Genomic DNA, 13358 nt, shown 5'->3' on the forward strand with positions numbered 1-13358 from the left:
TATAACAAAAACCGGACGCCGGGTTCAATATTCACCCTTGGTGTTCTTGCGTTTTTTCTATGGTTCGGATAGCATACGTTTTTGGAGTGAAAAGACCTTTGTTGGAATCGCCGGGATTCAATAAAGCGGGAAAGACCGAATGTGAAGGAGTTGCCAGGATTCGATGAGGCACAACGAAAACACGTCTGCGAAAAGTGAGGAACACGAACAAATTCGCTTTTTGCTTTCGTATCTTCATACATTGCCGCTTTCCCCGGGGATGAAGGTTCTTTTTGTAAGCTGCCTGGATTTGTCGCCCTGGCGGGAGGAGTTTCCGGCCGAGCCGCGGGTGGAGATTCTCACGCCCGGAAGCGTTTTTTTCGGTCGGAATGCCGTCCAATCACCGGATGAGGCGGTCCGGCTGGACCTTGAGGATGAATTGCCGACGGCTCCGGCATGTTATGATTTCATTCTGGTTCTGGATTGGCTGGAGTACTGCACCTGGCCCCGCTGGGGTCTGCAGAAGCTGTTTTTTCTGCTGAAGCCGGGGGGGCATATTCTGATGCTGGTAAAAAATACGCCGGTTCGATGGGGTTCATGGCCCCCGAAAGAGGATTGGAAGACACAAACGGGTCCGTTTCGTCAGCCCTACGATGCGGCGGATTCCTGCACGGCTGATTTTCATCAGGCGAAAAAGGCCTGTTTTCCGGCGGTTCCTTATCCGTGGTACCGTGTAAAGGCCTGGTTTTCTTTTTTGGGTCTTGAAATCCGCCGGGTTGAGCCTTTCAAGGCGGCCGTACAGCGTTTTCCCGATAAGGAGGGCCGTGTTGGTTTTCTTCAGAAATGGTTCAATCGATGGATATTACTGACGCAAAAAACGCCGATTTTTTATCATGCCGTCAAGCCCAAAAGCAGGACGGAATTTTTTCGAGAGCGAATCTGCATTCGCTCTGATTTTTCAGTTCTTTTTGAGAAACACTACAGCCGGACTCTCCGGGAGCGGAGACAATGGCAGCAGACGTATCCGCAGTATGGGAAGGAAAGGCCGGTTTTGCTGAGGATTCCCGAGAGCCGTACGAACATTTTGGTTCTTTCGCCTCATCCGGATGATGAGGTGATTGGCTGCGGCGGACTGATTTTAAATTTGACGGAAAGGGGGCATCGTGTCGTCGTTGTTCATCTGACAGACGGTTCCCAGTGTCATTCCCTGCGGACTAAACCGAAGGCCTACCGAAATCGAATCCGGCTGGATGAGGCACAGCAGGCGGCCGAGGCCATGGGGGCGGAATGCTGTCTGTGGGGGATTCCGGAAAAGGAACTTCGGCCCGCCCCGGAATACACACAGAAGCTCTGTGCCTTGCTGGAAAATGTGAAACCGGAATGGATTCTGGTTCCGTTTATCAATGACCCCCATCCGGATCATCAAACCTGCAATCATCTGCTTCAGGACTCTCTGAGGCGCATTCTTGGATATCAGAGTGCGGGCGCTGTGATTCAGTATGAAGTTGATGAATTGCTGCCGGCGAATGTTTATCTGCCCATCGACAGCTTCATGGACCGCAAGGAGCGTCTTTTATTTTTCTACCAGACCGGGATGAAACCGGTCGATTATATGGATTCCTGCCTGTGGAGACATGCGTACAGCTCCTGGTGTTATACGGGGACACCGGGTTTTGTTGAATCATTTCTTCTGCTCAGCCCCGGGGAGTATCTGTCTATTAAGCCTGCAGGGAAGTCGTTGGAGAAAACCACAAAGGAGCCGGCCGGATGAAAATCGCCGTGATTGTTAGTACATTTCCGAAGCTCTCTGAGACGTTTATCCTCAACCAGATAACGGGGCTGCTGAAACGGGGGCATACGGTGCGGATTTTCAGCCGGTTTCACCCCGAAGAGAAAGTGTTTCATCCGGAGGTGACTGAATATAGACTTCTGAAACGGACGGTGTATCTGCCGGCGGTTCCGACGTCCAAATGGGCCTGCCGTCTGAAGGCGGTCGGCTGGCTGCTGCGGTTTTTGTTTACCCATCCGGCGGTTCTGTTTCGAGTGCTTCGTTTTCTCCTGTGCCGCAAGGAGCCCTTTTCCTATCTTCTCTTCTTTCATTCCCTGCCGATTTTGTCGTTTCACCCGGATGTGATTCATGTGCATTATGGGCATAACGGCAATCAGTTTCTTCCGCTCAAACAAATCGTGCCGACTTCGGCGTTTTTAACAATGTTTCATGGACACGATATTCATCTGGGAAAAGAAGGAGGTCCGGGGTATTATAAAGAGCTGTTCCGAATTGCCGACTTAATTTTGACTAATTCAGAGCATACGCGTTGTGCATTGCTCAACCAGGGGGCTGTTCCGCAGAAAACCATGGTTCATCCGGTTGGGATTTGTTTGAAACGATTTCGGTTTTGCGGAAGAACTCCCAGGTCTTCCGAAACGCCGGCGAGAATTTTAACGATCAGCCGGCTTCATGAAGATAAAGGGGTGGATTGTGCCATCCGTGCGGTTGCGCATTTGAAAACGCTGCTTCCGGACCTGCCTCTGGAATACAGAATTGTCGGAGACGGTCCTCTCGAGAAACCGCTGAAGCAGTTGGCCGAACAGACAGGGCTCCATGAACAAATTATTTTTCTCGGAGCTCTAAATCAGAGCGGTGTAGTGGAGCAGCTTCGTCAGGCGGACCTGTTTCTTCTGATGAGCGTTCATGAAGGACTGGGAGTGGTGCTGCTGGAGGCACAGGCAATGGAAGTCCCGATTGTGGCGACAAATGTAGACGGGATTCCGGAAGCGGTGCTGCCGGGGCGGTCGGCGATTCTGGTGCCTGCCGGCGATGCGGAAGCGGCGGCCAGGGCCATGGCCGAACTGCTGAAAGACCCGCAAAGAAGAATACAAATGGGGCGGGAGGGACGAAAGTATGTGGAGGAGCGATACGATGTGGATGTTTTGAATGACAAACTCATCAGAATCTATTCAGAAATTCTGCAAAATTGCCGACGACAGGAAAGATGAGTCAAAATCAATCCTTTTCAGTCAGTGTTGTGATCCCGGCTTATAACGCGGAAGCCACGATTGAGCGGGCGATTGAAAGCGTCCTGCATCAGACGCGGCCGCCGGAGGAGATTATTGTGGTCGATGACGGCTCGACAGACCGCACGGCGGAGAAGGTGCAGCAGTACGGGGGTCGTGTTCGATACCTGTTTCAGGAGCATCGTGGGGCCAATGAGGCGAGAAATTGCGCGATTGAACAGGCACAGGGAAACTGGATTGCCCTGCTGGATGCCGATGATGAGTGGCTGCCGAAAAAATTAGAGGTGCAGCATTCTTTGCTGGAAAGAAATCCGCATCTGGTTTGGGCATACGGGAATTATCATGTTCGCAAGCCGGATGGGAGCTGTCAGGAAGCCCATGACCGAGAAACCGCCCGAAAGCTGCTGGGGCAGGGGGATTATTTTCCGGATTTTTTGGAGGCCTATGCTCAGGATATTCCGGTTCATACGATAACCATGCTGATTCGCAGGGATGCCTTGATGCAGGTCGGGATGTTTCTGCCGGGTCAGATTCTCAATCATGACCCGGATGTGGCGCTGCGTCTGGCCTATCAGTATCCGGGGGTCGGGTACAGTCCGGAACCGCTGGCGATTCATTATTTCGGTCGAGCAGAGGGGATTACCCAGCGGCATTGGCGGATGGCGGAAGAAAAGACGGCCTTTCTGCTGCGTCATCTGGACTTGTCAGCACGTTTCGGGAAACGGAAAGCATTCGAGATTTGTGCCGCCGCCTTGCTGCAGAAGTGGATTCGGGACCTTCTGGCGGAGGAACCGAATGCGCAGGTGCTGAAGATGACAAAACATTTCAGGCGTTTTCTTCCAGTACGGCTTCGGGCAGAGGCGTGGCTTCGGTGCCGCTTTCCGCGAATGATGCCTCCGGTGATTGATTGGTATTTTAAAATGAAAAATCGTCTTCGGAAAGGCCATTCAAATGGCATCTGAGTGGCGGCCGCTGCGGATTGTTTATCTGGTCCGGATTTTCCCGTCGATGTCGGAGCGGTTTGTGCTTCGTCAGATTGTCGGGATGCTCGAGCGGGGGCATCAGGTGGAGATTGTGGCTCAGCGACCGGAAGAAAGCCCGGTTCTCCATGCGGAGATTGAGCAGTATGGGTTGCTGAACCGAACGCGGTATTTGCCGACGGTTCCGGCGGGGAAGTGGAAATGCCGGCTGAAAACGGCGGGGCTGATTCTGCTGAATCTCGCTCGGCATCCTCTGGATTTGTTCCGCGTTCTAAAGGCGAATTTAGGGAGGCAGCGTGGGTTTGATTATGTGTGTTTTTATTATGGGTTGTGCTGCCTGGGACGCCGGTATGATATCGCTCATGGACATTTTGGACCGATGGGGGAGGCGGCACTGTTTTTGCGAAAGGCGGGAATCTGCAGGCGGGCGGTGACGACGTTTCACGGGTTTGATGTGACGGCCTATGTGCAGAAATTCGGGCCGCAGGTGTATCGGCAGCTGCTGGAGGAGGGGGACCTGTTTACCTACAATAGTGAAAGCACCAGACAGCATCTCTTGGCCTTGGGGGCGCCGGATGAAAGGATGGTCAAACTGCCGATGGGGGTCGAGGTTGAAAAAATCCCGTTCGAGGAGAAACGGTTTTCCGCCGAAGAACCGGTTCGGATTTTAAGTGTCGGCCGTCTGGTGGAGATGAAAGGCAGGGCTTATGCGATTGAGGCGGTTGCTGAAGTAATGAAGCGGTATCCGAATCTGGAATATTGGATTGTCGGGGACGGCCCGCTTCGGTCTGCTTTGCAGGAGCAGATTGACCGCAGCGGATTTGGAGAAAAGATTCGGATTTTAGGATGGGTTTCGGATGAAGAACTGGACCGGCTGTATCGGATGTGTCATATTTTTCTGCATCCGAGCGTGACGGATTCGGACGGCAATCAGGAGGGACAGGGGGTGGTACTCGTGGAGGCACAGGCCTATGCGCTGGCGGTAATTGCTACACGGCATGGAGCTTTTCCGGAGACGGTCTTGGACGGCCAAACAGGTTTTTTGGTTCCGGAGCGGGACAGCCGGGCGCTGGCGGAGAAGATTCAATTTTTACTTGAACATCCGGAAGTTTGCCGGGAAATGGGACAAAAAGGACGCCGTCATGCAGAGGCCGGTTATGATATTCGAAGTTTGAATCATCAGCTGGAGGAGATTTTTCTGAATCTTTAATGAGCGATTCGGCCATCTCTGCGGAACGAAACCGATGGGTTATTCTATCTGTTACCGCCGTTTGTCTTCGGTCAGTCAGATGATAATGCCGGTCGATTTTTTTCTGGAAGAACAGACGAATTGAGGTGTATATTCGGGGTTGAGAAAAAAAAGCCCCCTTTTGCAAGGGGGCTTTTTTCTAAGTCAACTTTTTCCTTATCGTACTGAACCGCCAATGAAGTCATTGACAAGGAATGAATCTTCTCCAGACATCGGTGCTTCATCGGTGCCGGTACGGTTCGGGTTTCCGCCGTCCGGCGGGACCCCGCGTCTCCAGTGGAATGGATTCGTGCCGGTGTTTGACGGGTTGTGGCGTGTATACACGTTGTCATTCTTAACACCCACGTCGGACGTTCTTACAAATTCATTGTGCCCATCCGCAAAGGTAACGTTTTGCCCTTCCCGTTCATGGGCCTGCGCGTTGGCTACCATAATACACTGGCGAAGATTGACGTTGGGAGGCAGGGTAGGTGAAGTCTCCCAATGGCCGGCTATAGGCGCGACGGTTTCCGGTGTATAAGCTGTTAAACTTGTAAAGGCTGCTATTGCGGTTGGCAATTTAGGATCATACCAGGGATTTTTGTCCGCCAGAATGGCAAAGGCCGCCGAACGCGTATCATCAGCACGGAACCGCCCCGGACTGCCGGTGCTGGCAGTTCCCATATAGGGCTGATGGTAGGCATAGCTGACACAGCGGGGAGCACCTTCTGCATCCCAGCCTGAACCAGAGTTTATTGTACCAAAATCCCAGAGTTCTACAATGTCATAGTTTCCGCCATTTTTCCCGGAAAATTCTTTCTGGTCACTGGCCGGACAGACAAAGGATTTTGGACTGACGTCAGCCAGTCTGACCAAGAGATACAAACTTGCCCCGACAGTGATGTTTCCAGGGGAAGCCCTCCAGTCTTTTTGAGGGTTCTGCCAACCTGCCGTGTTATCTGCCCAAATATGCTGGGCGCCTCCGCCTTGGCAGGGGAACTGGCCCTGAAAGTCGTTGGCATAAACGGTCATGGCGTTGCCCAGGCCCTTGAGGTTGGTGCCGCAGACCACCCGCTGAGCGATCTTTTTGACCTTGTTGAGAGCGGGCATCAGGATGGCCAGCAGCATCGCAATGATGGCGATGACCACCAAGAGCTCAATGAGTGTAAAACCTCTCTTTTTCATCGTTTTTACTCCTTAACTGTTGAAGATTTGCTCGACAGAGCGCATCCGGTAAAACACTTACGATAAGTGCAGTTTTTCCCCTACGCAGGGACGTTTTTTCACTTTTCTGTGAGCAAATCTTACCGGTTTTTTCAGACCGGATTGCGCACGAAATTGGAAAGTTGTTAAAAGGGTGCTTTTCCGACGCTGCCAAACCTAAAAGTGTATTTCTTTTCAGGGGGCAGGTAGAAAGGAGTGAAAAATATAACAACAAATAATAAAAAATGATGGCTGTTAACTATTATACCTTTCTGCCTACTTACCCATCTATAGGTATAATACCGGACGTATGAAAAAATTGTCAATAAAAAATTTTTTATTTTCGAATTTTTTTTGATTTCACTTGAGCCCGGTTCCAATCTTTTCTTGAAAACAGGCCTTCCATTCTTATAATACGCCGTTTTCGGACATCTATGATTGAAGGAATTTTTATGAAAACAATAGATATCGACAAAGCCAGGCGACTTTTAGAAGAAATTGAACAGGGGCATTTGCTGACGTTCTGGGGGGACCTGACGCCGGAGCAGCGGGGGCGGCTGCTGGAGCAAATCCAGCAGCTGGATGTCCGGAATATACCGCGATGGGTACGGGAGACGGTCAAAAATGAAAAACCGTTGGTGGTGCCGACGGAGTTTGAGCCGGCACCGTCATATCCGCCCGTTCCGCAGAGCCCCGAACAGGAAAAAAAATACGCTCAGGCGCGGCAGATTGGGGAAAAACTGCTTCGAGAAGGGAAGGTGGCTGGCTTTGTAGTCGCCGGCGGGCAGGGCACGCGTCTGGGTTATGACGGGCCGAAAGGGAATTACCCGGTATCTCCTATCAAGAAAAAGACATTGTTCCGCATTTTTGCCGAATCAGTAGCCGCGGCGCGAAAGAAATATGGGACGGTCCTGCCGTGGCTGATTATGACCAGCCCGCTCAATCATGAGGAAACGGTCAACACATTTGAAGCCAACAATTACTTCGGGCTCGGGAAGGACACCGTCTTTCTGTTTCAGCAGGGGACGCTGCCAAATTTCGACTTTGAAGGTCGGATATTCTTGGCGGAGAAAGACACGATTGCCGTCAGTCCGGATGGGCATGGGGGCAGTCTGAAGGCCCTGTACAGCTCCGGAGTGCTGGCGGAAATGAAAAAGCGGGGTGTGGAGTATTTAAGTTATTGGCAGATTGACAATCCGCTGGTGCAGCTGTTTGACCCGCTTTTCCTCGGTCTGCATGTGATGGAAGGGGCCGGGATGTCCTCGAAGGCCCTTATCAAAGCGCATCCGCTGGAGAAAGTGGGCAATTTCTGTCTGGTAAACGGCCGGGTCACGGTGATTGAATACAGCGATTTGCCGGATGAGCAGGCCCATCGGAGGAATCCGGACGGCTCCCTGGTCTTTGAGCTGGGTTCGATAGCGATTCATATCCTCAGCCGGGAGTTTGTCGAGCGGCTGAATGCGGACGGGAATTTTGCTCTGCCGCTGCATCGAGCGGTTAAGAAGATACCCCACATTGATTTGACAACGGGCAAAAAAGTGAATCCGGATAAACCCTGCGGGATTAAATTGGAAACCTTTATTTTTGATGCACTGCCGCTGTCGGAAAAATCTGTGATTCTTCAGACGATTCGCAGCGAAGAGTTTGCTCCTGTGAAGAATGCCTCCGGAGAAGACAGTCCGGCGGTGACGGAGCGGATGATGATGGAACGAGCGGCAGCGTGGCTGGAGAAGGCCGGCGTAAAAGTACCGCGTACAGCAGACGGGCGGTTGGATTGTGTGATCGAGATGGCTCCTTCGTTTGCTTTAACGGCGGAGGATGTAAAGGCCAACATTCATAAAGTCCCGCCTATCCGGCCGGGAGATACGGTGTATTTGGAATAAGCAGCCCCGTCAACTGGCCCGCAGGGACTCGAACCCCGACTAAATGATCCAGAGTCATTTGTGCTACCATTACACTACGGGCCAACACAAAACAGGGATAGTATCGGCAAAAACGTCTCCCGTCAACAAGGAGAAGGAATTTTTTTGGATTATTTCGGATGGATGCGGGACGGCGGAATGTGTATAAGTCTTTTTAAGAGAATCAGATAAGAGGAAGCCGTCCATTTATGCTTCAAATCGGTTCCATCAAACTGGATATGCCGTTTGTTCAGGCGGCGCTGTCGGGTTATACGGACCATCCGATGCGGATTCTGGCGCGGCGGTTCGGCTGCCCGCTGGTGTTTACCGGAGTGATGCTGGACCGGATAGCGCTGCACCCGAAGGCCAGCCGGCAAAAGCAGTTTTATCCGTTTTCGCAAGAGGAACATCCGGTTATTGCGCAGATTATGGGGAATGAACCGGAAGTAATGGCGCAATCGGCGGCGGTTTTTGAGCGGGCCGGGTACGACGGAATCGATTTGAACTTTGCCTGCCCGGTTCCGAAGGTGCTGCGTCGGGAGCGCGGCGGGTATCTGATGCAGAGGCCCGCTGTGGTTCGGGAGGCGTATCTGCGGACGCGGGAGGCGGTACGGTGTCCTGTGTTTATGAAGATTCGGATCGGATTTGATTCTTCGGAGGCATCACAGGAGGATTTCTGGACCATCTGCGAGAATGCAGCGAGGGACGGTGTGCAGATGCTGGCGATTCACGGGCGTACCGTTGAACAGAAATATAAAGGGCTAGCGGACTGGGAGCGAATTACCGAAGTAAAGAAAAGGTTTCCTTCGCTGTGTGTATTCGGCAGCGGCGATATTCTCAAGGCGCCAACAGCAGTCGAACGGCTGCACAGCAGCGGAATTGACGGGGTGATTGTGGCCCGTGGGGCTATCGGCAATCCGTGGATATTTCAGGAAATCCGGGCCTTATGGGAAGGTCGTCCGCTTCCGGAACCGCCGACGCCGGCTGAGCAGAAGGCTGTGATGCAGGAGCACCTGAGGATGATTCTGGAATTCTGGCCCGCCAGGAAGGCGATCCCCTATTTCCGGAAGTTTGCGGCGGGCTACTGCAAACGCCATCCGCAGCGAAAGCAGGTGATGATGGCGATGATGCAGGCCAAGACTTTGGAACAGGTACAGCGGGTTTTTTGTGAATTTTATCCCTAAAAAACAACAGTCAACCCTGCAGGGATTGCAGGATTGACTGCTGTCTTAAATCTTTGCGGCAGAAGTTGTGGTTTAAGCGGCTTTATCGCAGGATTTGTTTTCTCCCTTATTCTTTTGGCAGCCGGAATCATTTTCTTTATTTTCACATTTTCTTTCTTTGTCCTTGTTTTCACAGGCCTTTTTATTATCTCCGCAGGCTGCACCTTCTGATTTGCTCTTGCAGGAGCCAGCCCAGCCGGCTGAAGTAAGGGCCAATACCAGACAAAGTACCGCCAGTTTCTTCAGTAAGGTTTTCATTGCTGTTCCTTTCTAAAAGAAAGTTGTTTTTGAATGCTTCCGTTATGAAACAAAAATACGTTTCGAGAGGGAAAAAGTGCTGTTAAAAAAAACGGCAGACGGGAAAAAACCGCCTGCCGTTTTCGGCATCCTGCCGAAGGGGTTTAGTCTATGTAGCCCATCAGAGCTAATTCAGCTTCCTGCTGAGGGGTTGTCAGTTGAGCCTTCAGCTCTTTTTTGGCATCGGCCAGCTGCTTGAGGACTTCTTCACGGGCTTTGCGGAAGGCCTCGAGTTTGGCCTTGATTGTGTCGGCATTTCCGCTGTTAATTGCGGTGCGGAGTTCCCGACGGGCCTTGGCAAGGGCGGTCTGGTCTTCTTCCTGCTCGGCTTGTCCTTCCTGCCGCTGGGCTCTGCCGAAGGCCTGTCCGGGGAACCCAGCCATGTTGGTTTGCTGGGTGAGCGTAATGACTTTCTTGAGCGGGGGTTCAATTTTGGCCCACTGTTCATCGGTTGGATTGAGGGCTTGTCTGACGCGCTGCATTTGTCTTTCCTGGAGCATCTGGCGCATCTGTTCGGGGTCTCTGGCTCCCATCTGCTGTCCGGGGCCGCCCGCCGGGCCGGCTTCCATCTGGCCTGCCGGACCGCCTCGGCGCTGGCCTCTGCCTTCCGGCCCCTGGCCTTGACCCTGCTGGGAAAAAGACGGGACGGCAAAAAGGGCAACAATTGTTAGAAGTGTCAGGGCTGTGAGTGTTTTTTTCATAAAACAGTTCCTTTCAAAAAAATTTTCGATGTTGGTTTCCATTCCGACATCTCCATAGATGTTTTTGAAGGGGGGTTTATTGCAGAAATATTGGAACGTCTGATAAAAGTCTGCCCAGAGGGACGGGTTCTGTTTTTCTTACGTTGTGAACCCTTTTGATAACCAGTCGTGATAATCTTGAGATGGAAACACAAGACATTCTGTGTCTATATAGTATAGAAAAATTTTTCTCTTTGGTCTTGAAAAAAAGAAAAGGAAATGTATAGTGTTTTTCTTTAATGCCCTGCCTGGTGGGTAGGTAGAACCGCCTGGGAAGGTCTTTCCCGAAAGGCCGGAAGGCGGAAACGTGGGGCTGACAGGTTCGCAGCATGGTCAGCTCAAGCCCGTGGCAGGGTCCGGTCGGTCCGCTTCGAAGGCGGATACTGCGACTTACATGAACGGCTTCGGTGTCTGAAGAGGACTTTTCTTTTTTCGAAACGGCAGGCGAGGTATAATTTTGCCGTGTGCGGGCGATACCCGGTGGTGTAATCGGTAACACAAGAGGTTTTGGTCCTCTTATTCCTGGTTCGAGTCCAGGCCGGGTAGGTTGGAAAGGCAACAGTGACGGACAAGATGATTATGGAGTCCCGCCTTTCTCCTTCGCGAAAAGCTTCGAAGGACAGGTCGCGGGGGGGATGGATTCCCGCCTGCGCGGGAATGACACGGGTTTGTGCGGGAATGACGCGTTTGTGCGGGAATGACGGGTTTGCGCGAGAATGACAAGAGCTGCCCGGGGATGAGAAGGGAATTTGTTAGTAATAGAGAGAAGGCTGAACAAAAAGTGAACCAGAAAGCGGAATATGCGGCGATAATTTTGGCGGCGGGGCAGAGCACCCGGATGAACACCCGTCTGCCGAAGGTGCTGCATGAGGTGTGCGGACGTCCGATGCTGGATTATGTGCTGGACGCCTGCCGCGGCGTGGGGGTGCGCCGGATTTATGTCGTAGTCGGCTACGGAAAGGAACAGATTCTCCGTCGGTATCAGGGACAGGCGGATTTGGAGTTTGTCGAGCAGCCCGAGCAGCGCGGAACGGGGCATGCGGTGATGTGCTGCCGGAAGCATCTGGAGGGCTTTAACGGGCATACGCTGGTCCTGTGCGGGGATGCGCCGCTGATTCGCAAAGAGACGCTGGAGATTCTGCTGAACAAGCACCTCTCGGAGAAGTCGGCGGTGACGGTGGCGACGGCGGTTCTGAAGGACCCGAGCGGCTACGGACGGATTGTGCGGGATGCCTACGGGAATATTCAGGGGATTGTGGAGCACAATGACTGCACCGAAGAGCAGCGGAAGATTCAGGAAGTGAACACCGGGTATTTCTGCTATCAGACGCCGCTGCTGCTGAAGGGACTGGAGAAGATTCGCCCGAACAACGTCAAAGGGGAGTATTACCTGACGGATGTGCTGCATGTTCTGCTGGCGGAAGGGTACAAGGCGACGGCGGTGACGGCGGTGGCGGAAGAAGATGCAATGGGCGTCAACAGCCGTGCCCAGCTGGCCGTTGTGGGCAAGATTATGCAGCAGCGGATTCAGAATCGGCTGATGGCCTCGGGGGTGACGATTGTGGACCCGCCGAATACGTGGATTGATGACCGGGCGCAGATCGGTCAGGATACGGTGATTGAGCCGTTTACGTGTATCCGCGGGGCGGTTCGGATTGGGTCGGGCTGCCGGATTGGGCCGTTTGCGTTTGTGGGCGAAGGCGCTCAGGTGGGCGACGGGGAGCGGGTGGAAGCTTTTACCACGTTGGGTCAGGTCAATCGGTGTGCGGCCATGGAGGGACAGAGATGATTCATCATCCGCTGCTTGTTTTCGGCGGGACCAGTCATCCGGAATTGACGGAAGGGATTTGCCGGTATCTTCAGCAGGAGCCGGGCAGGGCGCGCATCTGGCGGTTTCCGGACAGCGAAAAGATTATCAAGCTGGAAACGGATGTTCGGGGGACGGACTGTTTTGTGGTGCAGTCAGTCTGCAAGCCGGTGGATGAGAATCTGATGGAGCTGCTGATTTTTCTGGACTGCCTGCGCCGGGCCAGTGCGGCCCGTGTGACGGCGGTGATACCGTATTTCGGATACGCCCGTCAGGACCGCAAAGATGAAGGGCGCGTACCGATTACGGCCAAACTGGTGGCCAATCTGATTGTGGCCGCCGGGGCCAACCGCGTGCTGACGCTGGACCTGCATGCGGCCCAGCTGCAGGGGTTTTTTGATATTCCGGTGGACCATCTGACGGCCGAGCCGGTGATTGCCAAATATCTTAAGGGCAAGCAGCTGGACAACCTGACGGTTGTAGCACCGGATGTGGGAAATATGAAGAAAGCGGCGCGGTATGCTCAGAAGCTGGGGGCGGATTTGGCGATTATTCACAAGCGCCGCGTGAGCGGTTCGGAGATTGTCTGCGGGGAGATTATCGGGGAGGTGGAAGGGCGGAATATTGTGATGTGCGATGATATGATTACAACGGGCGGAACGATTTGCGGGGCGGCGGAGCTGCTTAAGCAGCGCGGGGCCTGCCGGATTATCGCCGGGGCGACGCATGGAGTTCTGGCGGAGCCGGCGATGGAGCGTCTGCCGAAGGCGCCGCTGGATGAGGTGATTGTGACCGACAGCGTTCCGCTGGGGACCAAAGGAAGTGTGCTGAAGAATCTGACGGTGCTGAGTGTGGCGGACCTGCTGGGGGAAGCGGTCCGGCGAATTCATCTGAATCTGTCCGTCAGCGGTTTGTTTAACGGAATCGAGTAAGACAGAGGCGGGCGGGAAGCGGCAAAGCGATCCTGCCTGCCGGCAAAGAC

11 protein-coding genes and 1 tRNA gene are annotated in these 13358 nt (G+C 53.2%); 8 read left to right on the plus strand and 4 right to left on the minus strand.

All coding sequences use genetic code 11. The features are described from left to right. The first annotated feature begins 163 nt into the window (after positions 1-163). The 4 genes from WHS88_00150 to WHS88_00165 are packed head-to-tail and all read left to right on the plus strand — an operon-like array spanning position 164 to position 5187. Positions 164-1750, plus strand: coding sequence for a PIG-L family deacetylase (locus tag WHS88_00150; GenBank protein ID MEJ5258584.1), 1587 nt, complete (start codon positions 164-166; stop codon positions 1748-1750). After that, positions 1747-2979 carry a glycosyltransferase gene (locus WHS88_00155; protein MEJ5258585.1) on the plus strand — a complete coding sequence of 411 codons (1233 nt, stop codon included), beginning with the start codon at positions 1747-1749 and terminating at the stop codon, positions 2977-2979. Before WHS88_00150 ends, WHS88_00155 begins: the two co-directional genes overlap by 4 nt. Further along, a complete protein-coding gene (locus WHS88_00160; protein MEJ5258586.1) occupies positions 2976-3959 on the plus strand; it encodes a glycosyltransferase family 2 protein in 984 nt (327 codons plus the stop codon). Before WHS88_00155 ends, WHS88_00160 begins: the two co-directional genes overlap by 4 nt. Further along, entirely contained in the window at positions 3949-5187 is a 1239-nt protein-coding gene (locus WHS88_00165) for a glycosyltransferase (protein MEJ5258587.1), read from the plus strand. The genes WHS88_00160 and WHS88_00165 overlap by 11 nt, the downstream gene beginning before the upstream one ends. Positions 5188-5382: 195 nt before the next feature. Here the strand turns inward: WHS88_00165 and WHS88_00170 are convergent, their stop codons facing one another. Beyond that, positions 5383-6390 carry a type II secretion system protein gene (locus tag WHS88_00170; protein ID MEJ5258588.1) on the minus strand — a complete coding sequence of 336 codons (1008 nt, stop codon included), beginning with the start codon at positions 6388-6390 and terminating at the stop codon, positions 5383-5385. Between the two features lie 470 nt (positions 6391-6860). On the opposite strand from WHS88_00170, the gene WHS88_00175 reads away from it, so the two are divergent. After that, positions 6861-8291 (plus strand): UDPGP type 1 family protein, encoded by a 1431-nt coding sequence (locus WHS88_00175; GenBank protein MEJ5258589.1) that lies wholly within the window; start codon positions 6861-6863, stop codon positions 8289-8291. 13 nt (positions 8292-8304) lie between these two features. On the opposite strand, the gene WHS88_00180 is transcribed toward WHS88_00175, so the two are convergent. After that, positions 8305-8375, minus strand: a tRNA-Gln gene (locus WHS88_00180). Between the two features lie 143 nt (positions 8376-8518). Between WHS88_00180 and WHS88_00185 the strand changes: the two genes are divergently transcribed. Beyond that, the gene (locus WHS88_00185; GenBank protein MEJ5258590.1) at positions 8519-9493 is read left to right on the plus strand and encodes a tRNA-dihydrouridine synthase; all 975 of its coding nucleotides are present in this window, start codon (positions 8519-8521) and stop codon (positions 9491-9493) included. A 72-nt stretch (positions 9494-9565) separates the two neighbouring features. Here the strand turns inward: WHS88_00185 and WHS88_00190 are convergent, their stop codons facing one another. Further along, positions 9566-9790, minus strand: a complete 225-nt coding sequence (locus tag WHS88_00190; protein MEJ5258591.1) for a hypothetical protein — start codon at positions 9788-9790, stop codon at positions 9566-9568. 143 nt (positions 9791-9933) lie between these two features. Then, positions 9934-10530 carry a hypothetical protein gene (locus WHS88_00195; GenBank protein ID MEJ5258592.1) on the minus strand — a complete coding sequence of 199 codons (597 nt, stop codon included), beginning with the start codon at positions 10528-10530 and terminating at the stop codon, positions 9934-9936. Positions 10531-11350: 820 nt separating this feature from the next. Between WHS88_00195 and WHS88_00200 the strand changes: the two genes are divergently transcribed. Both WHS88_00200 and WHS88_00205 read left to right on the plus strand, forming a co-directional pair. Next, positions 11351-12358 (plus strand): NTP transferase domain-containing protein, encoded by a 1008-nt coding sequence (locus WHS88_00200; GenBank protein ID MEJ5258593.1) that lies wholly within the window; start codon positions 11351-11353, stop codon positions 12356-12358. Continuing rightward, a complete protein-coding gene (locus tag WHS88_00205; GenBank protein ID MEJ5258594.1) occupies positions 12355-13308 on the plus strand; it encodes a ribose-phosphate pyrophosphokinase in 954 nt (317 codons plus the stop codon). Before WHS88_00200 ends, WHS88_00205 begins: the two co-directional genes overlap by 4 nt. Positions 13309-13358: the final 50 nt, after the last annotated feature.

The organism is Anaerohalosphaeraceae bacterium (assembly GCA_037479115.1).
GTDB lineage: Bacteria > Planctomycetota > Phycisphaerae > Sedimentisphaerales > Anaerohalosphaeraceae > JAHDQI01.